The organism is Pontibacter silvestris (assembly GCF_020907275.1).
Taxonomy (GTDB): Bacteria; Bacteroidota; Bacteroidia; order Cytophagales; family Hymenobacteraceae; genus Pontibacter; species Pontibacter silvestris.
On the sequence record NZ_JAJJWI010000019.1, the window covers coordinates 59,483 to 78,148 of the forward strand.

The 18,666-nt window shown below is 41.7% G+C and carries 14 protein-coding genes; 6 read left to right on the plus strand and 8 right to left on the minus strand.

What is annotated here, in order from left to right:
* Nucleotides 1–220: 220 nt before the first annotated feature.
* The 3 genes from LN995_RS16445 to LN995_RS16455 form a co-directional block, all read right to left on the minus strand.
* Nucleotides 221–1,303 (minus strand): sensor histidine kinase, encoded by a 1,083-nt coding sequence (locus LN995_RS16445; RefSeq protein ID WP_229962177.1) that lies wholly within the window; start codon nucleotides 1,301–1,303, stop codon nucleotides 221–223.
* Between the two features lie 100 nt (nucleotides 1,304–1,403).
* Nucleotides 1,404–2,483 carry a DNA polymerase IV gene (dinB, locus tag LN995_RS16450; RefSeq protein WP_229962178.1) on the minus strand — a complete coding sequence of 360 codons (1,080 nt, stop codon included), beginning with the start codon at nucleotides 2,481–2,483 and terminating at the stop codon, nucleotides 1,404–1,406.
* Nucleotides 2,484–2,680: 197 nt separating this feature from the next.
* Nucleotides 2,681–2,884, minus strand: coding sequence for a hypothetical protein (locus LN995_RS16455; RefSeq protein WP_229962179.1), 204 nt, complete (start codon nucleotides 2,882–2,884; stop codon nucleotides 2,681–2,683).
* Nucleotides 2,885–2,945: 61 nt separating this feature from the next.
* On the opposite strand from LN995_RS16455, the gene LN995_RS16460 reads away from it, so the two are divergent.
* Both LN995_RS16460 and LN995_RS16465 read left to right on the plus strand, forming a co-directional pair.
* A complete protein-coding gene (locus LN995_RS16460) occupies nucleotides 2,946–3,620 on the plus strand; it encodes an SDR family NAD(P)-dependent oxidoreductase (RefSeq protein ID WP_229962180.1) in 675 nt (224 codons plus the stop codon).
* A gap of 252 nt (nucleotides 3,621–3,872) precedes the next feature.
* Complete coding sequence (locus LN995_RS16465; RefSeq protein WP_229962181.1) at nucleotides 3,873–5,162, plus strand: PQQ-dependent sugar dehydrogenase; 1,290 nt, start codon at nucleotides 3,873–3,875, stop codon at nucleotides 5,160–5,162.
* 101 nt (nucleotides 5,163–5,263) lie between these two features.
* On the opposite strand, the gene LN995_RS16470 is transcribed toward LN995_RS16465, so the two are convergent.
* Nucleotides 5,264–6,013, minus strand: coding sequence for a glucose 1-dehydrogenase (locus LN995_RS16470; protein ID WP_229962182.1), 750 nt, complete (start codon nucleotides 6,011–6,013; stop codon nucleotides 5,264–5,266).
* Between the two features lie 273 nt (nucleotides 6,014–6,286).
* On the opposite strand from LN995_RS16470, the gene LN995_RS16475 reads away from it, so the two are divergent.
* Nucleotides 6,287–6,970, plus strand: coding sequence for a type 1 glutamine amidotransferase domain-containing protein (locus LN995_RS16475; protein ID WP_229962183.1), 684 nt, complete (start codon nucleotides 6,287–6,289; stop codon nucleotides 6,968–6,970).
* A gap of 82 nt (nucleotides 6,971–7,052) precedes the next feature.
* Here LN995_RS16475 and dctA read toward each other — a convergent pair whose 3' ends face one another.
* Nucleotides 7,053–8,357 carry a C4-dicarboxylate transporter DctA gene (gene dctA / locus LN995_RS16480; RefSeq protein WP_229962184.1) on the minus strand — a complete coding sequence of 435 codons (1,305 nt, stop codon included), beginning with the start codon at nucleotides 8,355–8,357 and terminating at the stop codon, nucleotides 7,053–7,055.
* A 493-nt stretch (nucleotides 8,358–8,850) separates the two neighbouring features.
* On the opposite strand from dctA, the gene cysM reads away from it, so the two are divergent.
* Together cysM and LN995_RS16490 are read left to right on the plus strand one after the other, a co-directional pair.
* Nucleotides 8,851–9,735: a cysteine synthase CysM gene (cysM, locus tag LN995_RS16485; RefSeq protein WP_229962185.1), complete on the plus strand. Its 885-nt coding sequence runs from the start codon at nucleotides 8,851–8,853 to the stop codon at nucleotides 9,733–9,735.
* 303 nt (nucleotides 9,736–10,038) lie between these two features.
* Nucleotides 10,039–10,893 carry a pirin family protein gene (locus LN995_RS16490; protein ID WP_229962186.1) on the plus strand — a complete coding sequence of 285 codons (855 nt, stop codon included), beginning with the start codon at nucleotides 10,039–10,041 and terminating at the stop codon, nucleotides 10,891–10,893.
* A 205-nt stretch (nucleotides 10,894–11,098) separates the two neighbouring features.
* On the opposite strand, the gene LN995_RS16495 is transcribed toward LN995_RS16490, so the two are convergent.
* From LN995_RS16495 to LN995_RS16505, 3 genes are all read right to left on the minus strand, one after another.
* Complete coding sequence (locus LN995_RS16495) at nucleotides 11,099–12,073, minus strand: pseudouridine synthase (protein WP_229962187.1); 975 nt, start codon at nucleotides 12,071–12,073, stop codon at nucleotides 11,099–11,101.
* Between the two features lie 243 nt (nucleotides 12,074–12,316).
* Entirely contained in the window at nucleotides 12,317–14,770 is a 2,454-nt protein-coding gene (locus LN995_RS16500; protein WP_229962188.1) for a zinc-dependent metalloprotease, read from the minus strand.
* 334 nt (nucleotides 14,771–15,104) lie between these two features.
* Entirely contained in the window at nucleotides 15,105–16,064 is a 960-nt protein-coding gene (locus tag LN995_RS16505) for a bestrophin family protein (RefSeq protein WP_262910507.1), read from the minus strand.
* Between the two features lie 737 nt (nucleotides 16,065–16,801).
* On the opposite strand from LN995_RS16505, the gene LN995_RS16510 reads away from it, so the two are divergent.
* Nucleotides 16,802–18,139 (plus strand): CehA/McbA family metallohydrolase, encoded by a 1,338-nt coding sequence (locus tag LN995_RS16510; protein WP_229962190.1) that lies wholly within the window; start codon nucleotides 16,802–16,804, stop codon nucleotides 18,137–18,139.
* Nucleotides 18,140–18,666: the final 527 nt, after the last annotated feature.

Consider the following 18,666-nt stretch of genomic DNA (forward strand, 5'->3'; position numbering starts at 1 on the left):
TCTCGACAGGCAGCTTAACATAGAGTCTCCTTTGGAATTTACTGTAGTTTCTTTAGAATTTTGTTTATGATACCACACATCGTAGGGTACATTAACCGTTACTTTTTCTCCAGGTTTGGCATGAGAGAATTCGCCTTTTAAAATCATCTGGGCTCTAGGATTTTTGTTACCAACAGACAAAATATAAAAAATAGCTTTTTCATAATATTGGGCCTAATAGTTATAAATGGAGCTCAATGTGAAGTTCAACTTTAAAAGCATCTGTCTGGCTGATGGTGAGCTTGTGTTGGTCAGGGTAAAGTAACCGGAGGCGTTTTTGTGTGTTTTCGATACCTGTGCCTTGGCCTTGTGAAACACTGTGCTCCTTTAGTATCCTATTTTCAACTAGAAGCAGTAACTGTTGATTTTTAATATTCAGCTGTATGTGCACCCAACAAATATGATCGATGCTAATGCCGTATTTGAAGGCATTTTCTATGAATGGAATCAGCAGCATAGGAGCAATGGTGCAGGGCTTGCCGTCGTAACTTGTTCCTGTTTTCAACTTTATATTATTTCTATTGGGTAGACGCAGCCGTTGCAGGTGCAGGTAATCTTCAAGAAATTTTATTTCGTTTGTAATGGAAGTATAATCTTTTTCGGCTTCATTCATGGTATAGCGCATCATCCCAGCTAGCTGATCTATACTTTCCGCCGTATGTGGGGCGTTTACTTCTAAGGCGGTACCATAGAGGCTGTTTAGGGTATTGAAGAAGAAGTGAGGATTTACCTGTGCTTTTAAAGCCTTAAGTTCTGCTAAGGATTGTTCAGATAGTGTCTCAGCACTATTAATTCTTTGGTGTATGTAGTGACGTGCTACGACATACATAAACGCATAGACAGCTGAAAGTAAGATTGGGTAGAAAGGTGCCACTAACCTGCGCCACACAACAAAACCATTCATATTGTAATGAATGTAAGCATCAACTCCATAAAAAATGACACAAGCAATCCCCAAAAAGATTCCTATGATTTTGTAGCCTTTCTTCAGCCTGCCAAAAGCGATGTGGTAAGCGGTTTCAACAAAATAAACAGCGACCAGAACTCCGGTCCAAAGCCAATCATAAACAACCTGGTTGTAAAATCTACGACCAACAGTTAGAGGAGAGCCATCTTCATAGAAAATGAAATACCCCTCGTTCTGAATCCTAACCCAGTAATCACATAGATCATATAAAGTTAATACTGCCCACAGTAATAAGCTGTGGAGCAACCATTGTTGCCAAAAGCGAAGTTTAATATGATGCAATTTATATGAAGCCATTATGTTTTCTTTTCTTCAAAAGAACTACATCGGCAGGAGATCAAAAAATAAATGGGGTGAAACAGGAAAAGGGTGTGGTGTATGAATAAGTATTCCCCTTTTAAAACTCTAAAGTCAACTGATAACCTTCCTGCTTGTCTTGCTGGTAAAAAAGGCTTGATACAGAGATGCCAAGTAAGCGTACCGGGAACTGTGGTAATTGTGGAGTGCGAAGCAAGTCACGTGCTACGGTAAGAACAGCATCAGCAGAACTGATACAGCTAAGGAAAGTTTTGCTGCGTGTGTTCAAGGTGAAATCAAAGTATTTGATTTTCAAAGTTACAGTTTTAGCCTCTGCATTTAGCCTGGCCATGTCTTGTGCTACTTCCTGTGCCAGGCGTTCCAGTTGGGCGAGCATGTCCTCTTCCTCCGTTAAGTCCACTTCAAAAGTATGCTCAGACCCAATCGACTTTCGGATGCGATGAGGTTGTACAGCACGTTCGTCCTGAGCTTGGGCAATGTGGTAATAGTAACGACCTACTTTGCCAAAATGCCGCACAAGCTCTTCCTCTGTTCGCTCCCGAAGGTCAGCGCCTGTGGTTATGCCCATACTTTTCATTTTAGCTGCAGTAACCTTACCAATGCCATAAAATTTCTCTATTGCCAGGTTGGCCACTAATTCTTCAGCCATATCCGGTGTTATCAGGGTAAAACCGTCTGGCTTGTTCATGTCAGAAGCAAGCTTAGCCAGAAATTTATTAAAAGATACTCCTGCAGAAGCTGTAAGACCAGTTTCCTCTAGAATTCTTTTTTTTATTTCTTTTGCTATGATACTGGCTGATGGCATGCCTATCTTGTTTTCTGTTACATCCAGATAGGCTTCATCCAGCGACAGCGGTTCAACCAAGTCTGTGTAGGAGTAAAAAATTTCCCGTATCTGGCGTGACACAGCACTATAAACATCAAAGCGTGGTTTTACAAAAACTAGTTGTGGGCAGCGTTGTGCTGCAATTTTAGAGGCAAGTGCCGAATGCACTCCAAACTTCCTTGCTTCGTAGCTGGCTGCGGCTACTACACCTCTTGCTCTTGAACCTCCTACGGCCACAGGTTTGCCACGCAGTTCCGGGTTGTCGCGCTGCTCCACCGACGCATAAAAAGCGTCCATATCAATATGGATGATCTTGCGGGAAAGCTTATTCAAAATTTAAATAACTGATTATTTAGGCAAAGATAAAACTATAATGCCAGCAGGTAATAATTCTGTTCGTACAAGAGGGACAAAATGGAAGATATAACAACTTCAGAGTAGTGTTTATTTGTTCAGTTCTGAAGAAGGTTATTTTAGAATCAGTATTTAATATTATAAAAATGAAGAAATTAAACATTTTACTTTTAGGCTTAGTAGTGCTGGCTCTTAAAGGAGATAAGGGTGTACAATACTAACAGAATTTGTTCTGTAATAGATGAATGATTATAAATAATAGTAAAAGAGAAAATGGCAAGTAAGGAAAGAGTTTGATTTATAACAGGCGTATCAAGTGGGTTTGGAAGAACATTGGCTGCGGAAGCAGCCAGTGCAGGTGATAAAGTGATAGGTACCATAAGACAGGTAAAGCAGATAGAAGAGTTTAATGCAATCTAACCGGGTAATACTTTTGCTTATATGCTCGATGTAACACGCCCGGATGGAGTAAAGGCTATTGTAGAGGCTGCTTTCAAGCATTTTGGCAGGCTTGATATAGTGGTGAATAATGCAGGCTTTGGATTACTAGGCGTTGTCGAAGAAGTTTCTTTAGAAGAGTACAGGGAGGTAATGGAAACAAATTTCTATGGAGCTTTACAGGTAACGCAGGCCGTGCTTCCATACCTGCGGGCACAACGGCAGGGGCATATCCTGCAGATGTCGTCTACTTCCGGCTTTAGAGGCACCACAGGTTTTGGCGCTTATAATGCCAGCAAGTTTGCATTGGAAGGCATGAGTGAAGCACTGGCGCAGGAGGTAGCACCTTACAATATCAAGGTAACTATTGTAGAACCAGGTCCGCTCCGGACAAACTTTGCTGGGGCTGGTATTAAAGCAGCTAAAAAACATATAAAAGAGTATGATACTACGGCTGGAGCTTTTACAGCCTCTATGCGGGCAGGGCATAACGAACAGGCAGGAGACCCTGCCAAAGCTGCTAAAGTCTTAATGGAGCTTGTAAACACAGATAATCTACCCTTGCACCTTCCATTGGGAAAATTCGCTTTTGATGTGATCAGAGCAAAGCTGCAGAAAATGCAACAGGAACTGGATAAATGGGAAAGCTTTGCCAGCAAGACTTCTTTTGAAACTTAAGGGATAGGAGACATTGGAAACACTGGTACTGTTGCTTATCATTTAACTCTTTTATCGCTCTTCAAAGATGATTGTTTTAAGGCAACTCTGCTAACCTGGCTAAAATGCTAACCTACATGTAGGAACACTTAATAATATTCCTCCAGATAAGTAAAAGCAGCAGATCTTCAATAACTGCATGAAATAATAGTAACATATTATGTTTCAGACAACGTAAAATTAACTTTCAAAACCCTAGCAATTATTGAAGACATGAAAAGAATACCTTTATGTATAATCGGAGGACTGGCTGCAACATTTTTTAGCTGTAGCTCCAGTAGTAACTCCGAAAACAGTACGGCAGGTGCTAACTCAGCTCCTAAGGACTCAGCCGATGTAGTGAATACAGAAGTAGGTCAGTTGAGCCTACCTGCTCCGGATACGACACATGACGCTGAAAAGCGCTCAAACATAGTAGGATGGTCTGAGGGCGAGACTCCTAAAGCCCCTGCAGGCTTTGCAGTAACAAAGTTTGCAGACGGACTTAAGCACCCCCGGAATATATACTTAGCGCCCAACAATGATATCTTTATAGCCGAGTCGGATGACGAAGAAAAAAGCGCTAACCAGATAACCCTTCTGCGTGACACGAACAATGATGGTAAACCTGATCTACAGGAAGTGTTTATGACCGGACTAAACCAACCTTATGGTATGCTGGTGCTTAACGGTTATTTCTATGTAGGCAACACCGATGGAATTGTGCGTTATCCTTATAAAGAAGGACAAACAAAAATTACTTCTAAAGGAGAGAAAATTCTGGACCTGCCTGCAGGCGGCTATAACCATCACTGGACCCGTAACTTTATTCTTGGCCCGGAAGATGGCAAGATTTACATATCTGTTGGTTCAGCCAGTAATGTGGGCGAATATGGCATGGAGGAAGAAGAACGCCGTGCCAATATATTAGTAATAAATCCTGATGGTTCAGGTGAACGTGTTTATGCCAGCGGACTTAGAAACCCTGTAGGAATAGACTTTGAACCGACCACGAACACGCTCTGGACATCTGTAAACGAAAGAGATAACCTTGGGGATGATTTAGTGCCGGATTACCTGACAAGTGTGCAGGAAGGAGGCTTTTATGGCTGGCCATATGCTTACTTCGGGCAGAACATTGACCCACGCAGAAAAGGAGAGCGCCCTGATCTTGTAAAGAAAACGATAGTACCTGATGTGCCTTTAGGTTCTCACACATCTTCGTTGGGTTTAGCTTTTTATGATAACGATGCTTTTCCAGACAGATATCATAACGGAGCCTTTGTCGGTCAGCATGGTTCCTGGAACCGCTCCGCATTCTCTGGTTATAAAGTACTGTTTGTGCCATTTGCCAACGGAAAACCTTCCGGTGAGCCTGAAGACTTTCTGACTGGTTTTATCTCAGACAGGGAAGACTCTGACGTTTATGGAAGGCCTGTAAGTATCGCTGTACTTCCTGATGGAGCAATGCTTGTGTCTGATGATGCCGGTAATATAATCTGGAGAGTAACTGCTGCTCAATAGTAATAGTTAACATGCTTTTTAAACAAGAAAGGACGAATCTCTTGAAGATCGTCCTTTCTTGTTTAATGATATATTATCTAAACCAAAGGTTTATTGAAGAACTACTGTGCCAGGTAAGCGCCATCTACAGGATAGTAACCGCCAGTTATAAAAGAAGCTTTGTCTGAGCTTAACCATAAAACCATCTCTGCTACTTCCTCTGGCTCACCTAAGCGACCAATAGGGTGTTTTGATAGTAGTACTTGCTGCGTTTCAGTGTCGTGCGGAATAAGTGGTGTTTGTATAAAAGCTGGTGCAACCGCGTTTATTCGTATTCCTTGTGCGGAGTATTCCAATGCCGCGTTTTTGGTAAGGCCTAACACGCCATGCTTACTGGCCACGTAAGGGGAGGCCGTCGCAAAACCAACCTGCCCTAATATAGAGCACATATTTATGATAGCACCTTTTCCATTTTGTAACATGGCTGGTAATTGATACTTCATACCATAAAAGACACTGCTTAGGTTAACAGAAATCACCTTATCCCAGTCTTCCAACGTTGTATCGGCTATGGAAGCGGCAGGAGAACTAATACCCGCATTGTTACAGGCAATATCTAGTCTGCCATATATATCAAGTGCTGCTTTAACTAACGCTTCATTATCAGAGGCTTGTCCAATATTTGCTTTTACAAAAACAGCTTCGCCGCCTTTCTCTTTTATCTGTTGCACAATTTTTTCACCACCTTGCTCATTTATATCAGATACTACGACTTTAGCCCCATGAGCAGCATATAGTTTAGCGACACTTGCCCCAATACCTGAGCTGGCTCCTGTTACAATGGCTACTTTGTTTTCTAATGTTCTTTCCATGATAGTTGGTTGGTTGTTTTTTGTCCACCTTATGGATGTAAAAGTATGGGAAGAGCTTTAAGATAAATATGATATTCATCATCAAAAGCTAATTTATCAGTTACTGTATTTTTATACCTCGTAATCTCAACATTCCTAAAAGAAATGTTTTAATACTTACTGATGATCTCATTAAGTCAATTGTTCTGCTAACCTACCTTTTTGAGTTGTATTAAGTATACCCGTATAGAATTATAAATTAAGTAACTATCACGAACTATAATAACATAAACTATGAAAGTATTATTTGTGCTTACATCACACGCAGAATTAGGAGAGACAGGCAAAAAAACAGGTTTTTGGGTGGAGGAGTTTGCAGCGCCATATTATGTACTGGCGGATGCTGGTGCAGACATTGCCATCGCTTCACCATTAGGTGGAGAGCCTCCTGTAGACCCTAGCAGTGAGGCGCCTGGTGCACAGACAGAAGCTACCAAGCGATATAACGGAGACCAGGAACTTCAGAATAAGCTGCAGAACACGATAAAATTAAGTGAAGTAAAAGCAGATGATTTTGATGCAGTTTTCTACCCGGGCGGCCATGGTCCTTTATGGGACTTGACAGCCAGCGATGAGTCTGTTGCCCTGATCGAAAGCTTTGCGAAGCAATATAAACCCGTTGCTGCGGTTTGCCATGCGCCAGCTGTTTTTGCAAGAGTGAAAGGACCGAATGGAGAACCATTGGTGAAAGGTAAGAACGTAACTGGTTTTACAAACTCAGAAGAAGAGGGTGTAAAACTGACGGAGGTTGTACCATTTCTGGTAGAGGAAAAACTAAAAGAATTGGGAGGCAACTATTCTAAAGTTGATGACTGGCAGCCACATGTTGTACGGGATGGTCTGCTGATTACAGGCCAGAATCCGGCATCATCTGAAGGAGTTGCAAAAGAACTTTTAAACCTGTTAAAAAAGCAATAGTTGGGTTATAGCAATAAAAAGCCTGCTGTAAGTTTAAATTCAGCAGGCTTTTTTTCTTCCAGAGATTTTCGGAAAAGAAAGCCTAGGCTATCTGATCTATGTTTACAGGAGGCTCATCCTGCTCAATTTTAGTTGGGTCTGTTTCCTGATAAGTAGCAGCCTGGTATAACGCTTCATTAAACTCGCCCTCGCTTTTGGCTATCACGACAGAAGCAATCCCATTGCCGATCATATTCGTAATGGCTCTGGCTTCAGACATAAAACGGTCTACTCCCAGTAAAATAGCAATACTTTCTACTGGAATTACCTGCAGTGCAGATAGGGTAGATGCCAGTACTATAAAACCACTTCCTGTTACCCCGGCTGCCCCTTTAGATGTTACCATCAGTACACCAATAATAGTTAATTGTTGCCCTAGCGAAAGGTCTATATTGAATACCTGTGCCAGAAAAATAACTGACATGGAAAGATAAATAGAAGTGCCGTCCAGGTTAAAGGAATATCCAGTTGGTATAACAAGACCAACCACAGATTTGGAACAGCCGAACCTCTCCATCTTCTGCATCATACTAGGTAAAACAGACTCAGAAGAAGAAGTCCCTAGTACTATAAGTATTTCCTGACGGATAAACTTCAGGTATTTCCAGAGACTGAACTTAAAGAGGTAGCAGATCAGGTTAAGCACTCCGAAAATAAATAAGGCCATAGTCAGGTACACAGACAGCATAAGCTTGCCCATTGGCAGAAGTGTTTCCAACCCATAAGTACCCACTGTATAAGCCATACCCCCAAAAGCACCTAAAGGAGCCAGTTTCATGACAAACTTCATAATGTTGAAGAATACTTTGGCTATTTTGTCGAAAGTAACGAGCAAAGAAGCGCCGCTCGGCCCCATTTTGCTTAAGCCAAAGCCAAACAACACAGCAAAGAACAGTATCTGTAGAATATCGCCCTCTGCCAAAGATGCAAAAATGTTATGAGGCACGATGTGAGCAACAAATTCACCCCAGTTTATTCCTGTGGTATTGCCGGTATAAGCCTGTACTTGCGAGGCATCGGTGTTTGCCGGTACATGCACGCCATTGCCAGGCTGAAGCACATTTGCTACCACAACACCAATAGCAATGGCAAAAGTGGTGATTAATTCGAAGTAGAGTAATGCCTTTCCGCCCACCTTTCCTACTTTCTTCATGTCTCCCATGTGTGCTATACCCAGCACAATGGTAAAGAAAATGATAGGAGCAATAAGCATACTGATCAGGTTAATAAATGTCTGGCTGATAAGTTTGGCAGTCGGGGCAAAGCCAGGAAACGAAATACCTACAAGCACACCAACTATAATGGCAACTATGACCTGGAAAGTAAGGTGAGAGAATATTTTTTTCATCAATATTAATTAGTCAATATCTTTTCAAGATAGCTATAATCTCTTATTCTGAGATATAACTAAAGATCTTTTTAATAAAAAATTAAGTATTGCTGCTATCTTCAAGGCTAAATTATGCGTGTAAATTACTGTTGTTTAAAGAGCTAACATATGTTGTGTTGCAGGTACAGGGATGATAAGTTATCGACTTTGGTGATGGTTTATTGACTTGATGTTAATGAACTTAGGTTAAGTTTTTTTCTATGCAACGGTAGCGTTTGTAAGAATTATTAAAAGTATATCAGTGCCAGTGCAAATTTTTAGTAGGAGCAACTGCTGGTGAAAGAACTGTAATAACTCAGGTAGGTATAACTATGATTTGAATTGAACGGTATACGAGCATTGGCCGCTACAATCCTTATATTTGCAACATCATTCAGATGAATTTTTATATAAGAACAGGCCAGCTCTACCAGGTAGCACTGAAAAAGACTGAGCAAATAAACATATTGATATGTCTTCTTTACTTGATTTTATAGGCAATACGCCGCTTGTAGAACTAAAAAATATTTCTTCAAAACCCAACGTAAAGCTTCTGGCAAAGCTGGAGGGTAACAACCCTGGTGGCAGTGTGAAAGACCGTGCCGCTTACGGTATGATAAAGGGGGCATTAGACCGTGGTGAGTTAAAACCCGGTATGAAGCTAATTGAAGCGACCAGTGGTAACACTGGAATAGCCCTGGCTATGATTGCTCGCTTGTTTGGCTTTGAAATAGAATTAGTGATGCCTGCTAATGCCACGCAGGAGCGGGTTAAAACAATGGAGGCTTATGGTGCTAAAGTTATCCTGACGCCTGCAGAAGGCTCAATGGAAGCAGCTATTGACTATGTGAATGAGCAGGTAAACAAAGGAGGATACCTGGTGCTGAATCAGTTTGCTAATCCTGATAACTACATGGCACATTACCACTCAACCGCTCCTGAAATATGGCGGGATACACAAGGTGCTGTTACGCATTTTGTATCGGCCATGGGTACGACAGGCACTATTATGGGCGTTTCCCGCTACCTGAAAGAGCAGAATGAAGCGGTGCAGATTGTTGGAACACAGCCAGTAGAAGGTTCTCAAATCCCTGGTATCCGTCGTTGGCCGCAGGAGTACCTGCCAAAGATATTTGATAAAGAGCGAGTAGATAAAGTAATAGATGTGTCGCAGGAAAATGCCATTGCCATGACACGACGACTTGCCAGGGAGGAAGGTGTTTTTGCTGGTATGAGTAGTGGAGGAGCTGTTTTTGCCGCTACTAAGCTGATAGAAGAACTGGAAGATGGCGTTATTGTCTGCATTATCTGCGACCGGGGAGACCGTTATCTTTCGTCTGATTTGTTTAATGCATAAAATATATCTTTTAGGGTTATTAGAAGCCATTTTGCTGGAAATGCGAAATGGCTTTTTTCTTGATCAATGGTTTTAGGAAAGCTTCTGTAACAAGAGAGGAGCTTTAAAAGCTTTTAGTTTGCTATTAATCTATAAAAGTAATCGTATGCTTTTATAAGCGCTTAATGTAATTTCTTTGAGCAATCTGCTTAATGTGTCTGTTAAAGGAGTTCTAATTTGTAATCAGCCTGGCACAAATAAATCTGGTACATTACTTGCTAATTAAATGTACATACATTAAATATGTGTTATTATAACTAACTTATGAGAAACATTAAAAGAAAATATAAGGCTGTAAATGCTCCTGTGGGTGATCTTGTTACTTACAGAGCTTTGCCAACCCGTGAGATTGAGTACATTGATCCTTTCCTGTTCCTGAACCACCACGGGCCGCAGACCTATAAACCGAATAATAATGGTTTGCCTTTCGGGCCGCACCCGCACCGTGGCTTTGAGACACTTACTTTTATACTGGAGGGTGATATTATGCACCAGGACACAGGGGGCGGAAAAAGTGTGATTGAAGCAGGTGGAATTCAGTGGATGACTGCCGGACGAGGGCTTATTCATGCCGAAATTTCGTCTGATAGGTTTAAGCAGGAGGGAGGGCCACTTGAGATACTTCAGCTATGGTTTAACCTACCGGCTAAATACAAAATGGTTGAGCCTAAATACATTGGTTTGCAGAAAGACAAGATTCCAACTGTGACAGAAGACGAGGGTAAAGTAAAAGTAAATGTGGTGTCAGGCAATTGGGGCGATGTAGAGGGGCCTATAACGTCCTTGAGCGATATACACATGACAAGCATAGATATGAAAGCGGGAGGTGCCTTTACAACAAAGGTGACAGCAGAGCGAAATATTTTTTTCTATGTGGTAAGAGGAGAAGTAAAGGTAAACGGAGATACAGCTGATAAGCTAACATTAGTGGAATTTGCAAATGACAGCGATGAAGTAACCGTGGAAGCCCTGAAAGATGCAGTTTTATTATTTGGTCACGCGCAACCTTATAATGAGCCTGTCGTGTCTCATGGACCTTTTGTAATGAACTCTGAAGAGGAAATAAGAGAAGCTTTCCGGGATTATCAGTTAGGTAAAATGGGCACCTGGGAAGGTTAAACTTCTATATAATCATTTAATCTACGTTTGATAAAGTGCTTCTGTAAAATTGAGTTAGCATATAAATCTTACGGCGATACCATAAAAGCAAAGGGAGGTAACGAGTAGTACATACTCTTGTTACCTCCCTTTGCTTACAATTGAAACATATCAGAAACAGAAGATTAGTTTTGTCCATATCTAACTCACTTTAAAGAGTAAGTCTTTAACGGGTTCTTTTAGACGGTCCTTTGGTAGAAGCGTTTTTACCGGAGCCTCCTCTTGTACCGTTTTTATTGCCAAATCCACCTTTTGCAGTTCCCTTCGCTGCACCCCTTGACCCTCTGGAGCTTATCTGTTTGCCCTTTGGGGAAGTGGTTTTGCCTGGTTTGTTAAAGGGATCCTTCTTTTTTGGTGCATTCGTTCTGGCACTTCGTTCCTCACCTGGCACTACACCTGTACCTCTGTTTCTGCTGCCTGTGCTTTTTAAGGTTTTGCCTGATAATACCTCATTTAAACTTTCTATTTCTGGTTCAGATAAGATGCGCCAGTGGCCGGTTGGTAGTTTAGCCAGCGTAATGTTTGCGATGCGTGTTCTTTGTAAATGGATTACTTTATATCCTAAATCCTCACACATTCTTTTAATGTTGTGATTAGTCCCCGGCTCCAGTACAATCCTAAAACGTGCAGAGCCTTCTTTAACTACAAAAGTTCTTGTCTTTCTTTCCTCTGGATCAGCAGTACTTCCACCACTTATTTGTGTTAGAAAATCGGGTGTGATTATTTTGTCTAGCGTTATAATATACTCTTTCTCGTATCTATTGTCAGCCTTTGTTATCTTACGTACCAAGTCGCTGTCGTTGCTTAAGAAGATAAGACCTTCTGCTTCGCGTTCTAAACGACCAACAGGCAATAGTGACGCAGGATAATTGATGGCCCTGATGATGTTGTCCCGCACCGATTGGTCAGTAGTGGCAGACATGTGTGCAGGCTTGTTGAAAGCTAGAAAAACTGGCGCTTCTTCACGTATGCTCAGTAACTGATCATCAACCCGTACTTTGTCTTTAAGTGTTACTTTAGTGCCCGCTTCAGCCATCTTTCCGTTCACGGTTACCCTACCTTGCTCGATAAGCTTGTCTGCTTCTCTCCTGGAACAGATGCCGGTATCACTGATAAATTTATTTATTCTCTTTGGTTCCATATCATTCTAAGGCTACTAAAGGCAGGTTTGACTGGTGAAATTATCAGGTAAAGCTGCGACCGCCTTTTAAGTAAAATATTTTTATCCTCAAAAGTACGGGAAAGCGTGTGATTTACCTATCGTGGCTGGTTTAGAGTTGACAGATAATATTAATCAATTGTAGCAACATAAACAAAGCCGCCCCTGTCAGTGTACTACAGACAGGGGCGGCTTATTACGATGAATTATGATGCAGTTGTACGTTTACTCACAACCTAACTCAGCACCACTTCCGATAGGAGCTCCAGGAGCCAGTTCCTTATGCTCTGGAAGTTTTACAGGAGCCATTTCAGGATTTTCAATACGCTTCATGGCATAAACCAGGTGAGCTTTGTAAGGGCTGTCGCCCATGCGGCGGGTTTGCCTGTTCAGATAATCATTAAGGTTGTTAAGAGCGAGGTTAGCTTCGGCACGAGCACCGTAAGAAGTGCCTTCGTTGTTTGCCAAAGCTATCAGGTGAGTAAGCACTACCTGCTCCGTTTGCTGCTGTACCTGACTTGCAAGGCCATCTTTACGAGGGGCTTTAAAAGTATTTTTCACTAACTGGTCCACTACCTCGTTTAGTCCAAGGCTATTACCTCTGGCTTGTAATTCTACGAGTCTTGCTGTACGCTCGGGGTGTAAAAGCATGCTAACTGTAAAGTCTGCAGAGGCTTCTGCCGCAGCCAGAGGGTCAAATGTAAGGCCGGTACGTTTATTAAACAATTCACGTGTTGTGCGGAAACCTGGCGGGCGTGGCGGAATTAACTTTATTATATGCTCCGGCACTGTTAATACATCTGGCTGTAGTGTTGCCAGCAAGGCATCCAGTGCCTTTTGCTGCGTCTTTTTATCAAGTGGTTCTGTAATAGTTTGCTCGTCGCCACGCAAGGCATAGGTATAATTTACACCACCTACCAGTTTGGCTGTTGCCTCCGTCTGATAGCGATGGTAATTGTAAATTGGCACCAACACATCTTCTAGTAGTGCATAGGGCATTCCTTCTTTTATATTTTCTTCTGAGAAGTTCTGCAGTGCCTGCTTGCGTACTTCCAGCACGTGCTTTAATTCTTCTGGAGCATCCGGGCCGTTATCCCAAAGGTGAGCCTGTGGATGGGCACCGCCAGTAGCGCGCGAGTCGCGGTCAGTAATAAACTGTAAACCACTGTTAATACTGTTTTGTAATATGTTATCTAAGGCAGATTTTTCATTTGTGCCTTCCGGAAAGTCTTGGTAGCCATAGGTAACAGCCACTTTATCCCATTCACCAATGCCGGTGTCGTAAGCATTAGCAAGGTCTATTTGTCCATTGTTGCTAAGCTGCACCAGTGGGTGTGGGTAGTCCATGACAGAAGCACGGTTGTTTACACTGGCGGCATAGTTGTGCTGCAGGCCCAGCGTATGGCCTAGTTCGTGTGCCGAAAGCTGCCGGATTCGTGCCAATGCCATCGTCATCATTTCATCGGAGGCAGGCTTTCCTTCTTTGTATGGAGCCAGTAACCCTTCCGCAATCAGATAGTCCTGGCGCACACGGAGGGAGCCCAAGGTTACATGTCCTTTAATAATTTCTCCGGTGCGAGGGTCTGTTACAGACGAGCCATAAGACCAGCCGCGTGTGCTGCGGTGTACCCACTGAATCATATTATAGCGAATGTCCATCGGGTCGGCGGTGTCAGGTAGTATTTCTGCACGGAAAGCATTTTTATAACCAGCAGCTTCAAAGGCCTGATTCCACCAGCGGGCGCCTTCCAGCAGAGCGCTACGAATAGGCTCAGGAGCGCCATTGTCAATATAATATACAATAGGCTTTACCGGCTCAGACACTGCAGCTGATGGGTTTTTCTTTTGCAGGCGATGTCTTGCTATAAACCGCTTTTCAATATCATCCCCAACAGGCGTGGCAAAATCAAAATAAGTAATACCAAAGAAGCCAGCACGTGGGTCTAAAACCCGAGGCGTATAATTGTTGTCTGGCAGTTCTATAAAAGAATGGTGCTGGCGCAGTGTAAGAGCCTGTACATCTGGAGCTACCTCATAAACAAAACGTCCGGCATCATCGCCTCCTGTAAAGGTAAGGGTAGCTTCAAACTCTGTGTTCTTTGCGAAGTTCTTCGTGCGGGGCAGGTACAGAGCGGAACGGCTTGGGTCGAGGCGATAGGTGCCTTGCTTTGTCCTGCGGATGCTGCCGATAACGTTATGTGCATCGCGGAGAAGAAAATCTGTAGCATCAACCAATACCTTTTCACCTTCAGCTGCTTCTGCTTTAAAGCCCCAGATGATAGATTGAGCAAAAGATTCCTCCACAGCCCGCTTCTCGTTCTGATTGTCGGTTGAGGCTCTGTAGCTAAGGTTTGGCTGCACCAGCATTATTTTTGGGCCTTGCTTGCTGAAGTATACTACGCGCTCTCCGTCTAACTGTCCGCGATCAAGACCAATGTCGTTAGAACCCAGTCCGGCAGGTAAAGAGTTTACATACAGAAATTCTTTGTTTAGTTTGTCTACTTCTAACCAGATTTTGCCGTTAGCTTCATCAAGGTAAAAAGTAAAGTAACCTGGGTACTTCTTCATACCTGCTGTTTTGGAGGCGATACCAGGCAGTTGCTGTGCCAGTACTGTGCTAGCCATCAGGGGCAATAACAGCAGCAATAGCCAGAGCTTTTTGGTAAAAGGTGTTGTCATTTTAAAGTTAGATTTTAGTTTAGGATGTTTTAGGTTATTAATATTAGTTATTTTCTATGGGTTTAGAAAATGTGGGAGCTAAGAAATCATAGGACAGGCAGAGAAAAAGAAGTTGGCAGAAAAGGCTCTAATTGGTTTACAGTAGCATTATCTGCTGATAGCATAAGTAACTCTTTATAAAAAAGGCGCACCATAATGCTGGCGCGCCTTAGAGAAAGCTTTTATATAACGGTTTTCCTTTAAGAATATGCCTCAGAACTTGCTGGTAATTGAGGCAGGTATCTTACTTTGAGGCTGCTATATTTTTATTGATTTCTGATGCGGCTTTACATTTTTACAAAACTACTCCATCACCAGTTTGTCGCTTTTCTGGAAAGTCTTTTTCTCCCCATTGCTCCTTTACATTTGTTTCTATTGTTAAGCTGAGTGACGTAAGCGGTACATCTTCCAGTCTGTTTTCAAACGGATCTTCAGCACGTTCCCCTACTAAATCAAGACAAAGAAACACAAAAGAGATAATAACGGAAACAGGCATGGCAGCCCAGCCAAGTTCTTCTACAAACACAAATGGTAGAAGTGAGGCGTGTATAAATACAAATACCCTGGAGAAGAAACTATACTGCCGTGGAAAAGGCGTGTTTTTAATTCTTTCGCTGCGCCCCTGAATATTATTAAACTCAACCAGCGTTTGCTCCAGCTTTACAAAGCGAAAATCAGAGAGCCAGCCTTTTTTATATGCTCTTTTCAAGTCTTCACCCTGGAGCTCTAAAAGGTAGTTCGGTGGGTTGTTCTTCTGGCAAAAGACTTTATATTCATTGGGCGAAAGGAAAGAAATGGTATCAGAGTAATCATTAGCCTCTTCAAACATTTCCTGTTGTCCTGTTTCGTTATAAGCATGTTTCTTTCTAAGGAAGACACGCAAAGCATGCACAAAAGCTATGTGCCGGTATACCATACGGTGCTGGAGTTGTGTTACCTCCGTTACCTGATCAATATCTTCTGACATTATCATGGTGATAACCTCTCGTGTCCATGCGCGGCTGTAGTTTACTAATAGCCCCCATATCTTTCTGCCTTCCCACCATCTGTCGTACGCGTTGTTGTTTTTGAAACCTAAGAATATAGCCAGTGCAGTACTTAAGGCAGTAATAGTGTTGAACGGTAAGTGCAGATGCAATAGTTCAAAGTAGTCGTGAAGCAAGTATACAGCAATGGAAAGTAACATGTAATATAGCATGCTTTTCCAAGTATAATGTACTACTAATCTCCATTTTAAATTTCTCCTTGTTATCATATATTAATTAAGTCCATAAATAAATACTTCCTGCTAAAAACTTGTAGGTAAGAAAATTGTTTAAGCCATTCTATAAATGGCGCAGTCCGACATACATAAAAAGCCTTAGAGATGTTTCAGGTGAGCAACAGATGTTTGTTTTGCTGCAACTGATCAACCTGAAAGATTAAACTGATGGAGATGATATTGACTGCTGCGGATTGTAAGAGGTGTTCCTAAACCTGCTTGCTACGATAGAGCATCAGCAATGTGAGAGGAGCCAAACAGCAAGCGCATTATCTATAAAATATTGTGCATGTAATAATTTCATCACATAGCAAGCATTTTCTTAATTTAAGTATAATCTTTTGTTAAAGATTATATGACATTATAATGCTCTCTTTGCACCTGTTATATTCAATAACATAATAATTCAAAAGATAAGACTGCTTACAACAGTGTTATCTTTTGAAGCCGATAAGCTAGACAAGAAAACAGTAAAGAAGGCTAGTATAATATTCCTTCCAGGACTCAATAGAGTTTGTTTTTTAAAGTATGTGAGCTTTTATCATAGCTGAGAGACATATAATAAATCCTTTTGCTTAAAGCGGATAGCAAGTATGTATGGCTAACATTTGTCTTGGGTAATCAACCAATTTATTAAAATCATGCTACTAAGAGTAATTATATTTTGTGTTATACAGGTTTATCTTCTGTTAATTTTTACTTATGTATCCGCCCAAGATAGTTTAACAACAGTGTACTCTGGTCATATTCCTGCTGAAGATATTTTTAAATTGGTATACGTACCCTTCACTGTTCCGGAAGGGATATCAGAGATCAGGGTAAAGGAAGTTTATTCCGATCAGGGTAAAAATGTGCTCAACTTAGGTATATATGGCCCGGAAGGGTACGAGCTTGGGAATTCTGCGGGTTTTCGTGGTTGGTCAGGCGGAGCTAAAACAGAGTTCTTTTTAAACGCTGCTGAAGCCTCTACAGGTTATATACCGGGTAAAATCAAACCTGGAACGTGGAATACCATCATTTATCCTTCTACTATTATACCCGAAGGCATTGACTGGCAACTAGAAGTAACTCTTATTACTGGAACAGATAAAACTCCTTTTAAAATTACTCCAGCAGTCGAAGTAGTAAACAGGCAACCTGGTTGGTACCGTGGTGATTTGCACATGCATACGTACCACTCCGATGGCAAACGTACCCAGCAGGATTTATTAGATGAAGCAACAGCTAATGGGTTAGATTTTGTTGTATCTACGGAACATAATACTAACAGCGCCAATTTAAGCTGGGGACATTATAAAACAGATAAATTATTGGTATTGAACGGAGAGGAAGTAACCACTACGGCCTTTGGGCACTGGAACGCAATAGGGTTGGACGCTGAAACGCTAATAGAATGGCGTTACTCTCCCTCTGATAACGTTATTAATACCTATCTTAAACAGGTACATATTGACAACGGTCTGGCAATTATTAACCATCCTTTTTACAATGTAGAACGCACTAACAGCTTTGGTTTTGATGTAGATTTGTTTGATGGCATTGAGGTTTGGAATGGCAAATGGGATGAACTAGATAACATGGCAGTACAATGGTGGGATAGCCTGTTACGTCAGGGAAAAGCAAAGATTGCCATTGCAGCCAGTGATTCTCACACGCCTGTTTCTCTGGAGAATGCGCTTGGTATACCTCAGACTGTAATAAACTCACGGGCTTTGGCACGGCAGGAGATTATGGCAGGGCTTCGCGCTGGTAAAGCATATTTGGCCTATAATAAAGAACTGACTATATCATTAACGGCCAAGTCCGGTTCATCTTCAGCTGGTATAGGGGATACATTAGCCACCTCACAGGGTGAGAAAGTGCAGGTCCGGTTAAGTATAAAAGGAGCCCCTGATGCTGTTGTTACCTTAATAGGAGACAAAGGGGCTTTAACTACCGAAAAAGTTAAGGGAAATAAGACAGAGCTTAGCTGGCAGGTTGATTCTAAATCAACAAAATTCCTCCGGGTAGAAATTCGGACGTCTAAAGGTGACATGGTGGCTTTAACCAACCCTATCTGGTTATCCTAATTACGTTAAAAAAATAACTACTAAAAAGGTTTCTGATCTTGCTAATCCTTATTTTACCTCTTCTTTATGCTCATTAAAAAAGTTCTTGCCCGTTCCTATGCTCACCACTGGCAATGAACTTGGCCTTCTCTCTGACCACAGTATCCGGATTATATATTAATAAGACCTAGAAGAGGAATACCTTCTAAATAAGTATAAGCTTTAGGTAGTATACCCAATGGAACAGGAAGGCTTTGGTTATTGAAGATGTTAAATAAAACAACTGATAGATACAATGTTCATCATCTTAATTGAGGTTCAGGCTCTGGATAACTACCTTCTTTTTTATTAACAGTTTAGTAATAATGTTTGCTCGAATTTAACACTTTGATTAAAAGACAGACATAATCAATTAATCTTACCACACTTATTTTGCGCTAAATCTAAGAGCAAAAGAAGTGATAATAAACCTGTTTCTATAAGTGTTACTCGCTATTCAGAGCAGTTCGATGCTTGTTCTGTTAAGGCCTTACTTCTAGTAAAAATCA

What these genes read in the sequence shown, in the direction of transcription:
- LN995_RS16470 (WP_229962182.1), bottom strand. Translation starts at nt 6,013, where the DNA reads ATGGAAAGAACATTAGAAAACAAAGTAGCCATTGTAACAGGAGCCAGC.
- LN995_RS16490 (WP_229962186.1), top strand. Translation starts at nt 10,039, where the DNA reads ATGAGAAACATTAAAAGAAAATATAAGGCTGTAAATGCTCCTGTGGGT.
- LN995_RS16445 (WP_229962177.1), bottom strand. Translation starts at nt 1,303, where the DNA reads ATGGCTTCATATAAATTGCATCATATTAAACTTCGCTTTTGGCAACAA.
- LN995_RS16460 (WP_229962180.1), top strand. Translation starts at nt 2,946, where the DNA reads ATGCTCGATGTAACACGCCCGGATGGAGTAAAGGCTATTGTAGAGGCT.
- LN995_RS16455 (WP_229962179.1), bottom strand. Translation starts at nt 2,884, where the DNA reads ATGGTACCTATCACTTTATCACCTGCACTGGCTGCTTCCGCAGCCAAT.
- LN995_RS16500 (WP_229962188.1), bottom strand. Translation starts at nt 14,770, where the DNA reads ATGACAACACCTTTTACCAAAAAGCTCTGGCTATTGCTGCTGTTATTG.
- LN995_RS16495 (WP_229962187.1), bottom strand. Translation starts at nt 12,073, where the DNA reads ATGGAACCAAAGAGAATAAATAAATTTATCAGTGATACCGGCATCTGT.
- cysM (WP_229962185.1), top strand. Translation starts at nt 8,851, where the DNA reads ATGTCTTCTTTACTTGATTTTATAGGCAATACGCCGCTTGTAGAACTA.
- LN995_RS16505 (WP_262910507.1), bottom strand. Translation starts at nt 16,064, where the DNA reads ATGATAACAAGGAGAAATTTAAAATGGAGATTAGTAGTACATTATACT.
- LN995_RS16465 (WP_229962181.1), top strand. Translation starts at nt 3,873, where the DNA reads ATGAAAAGAATACCTTTATGTATAATCGGAGGACTGGCTGCAACATTT.
- dctA (WP_229962184.1), bottom strand. Translation starts at nt 8,357, where the DNA reads ATGAAAAAAATATTCTCTCACCTTACTTTCCAGGTCATAGTTGCCATT.
- LN995_RS16475 (WP_229962183.1), top strand. Translation starts at nt 6,287, where the DNA reads ATGAAAGTATTATTTGTGCTTACATCACACGCAGAATTAGGAGAGACA.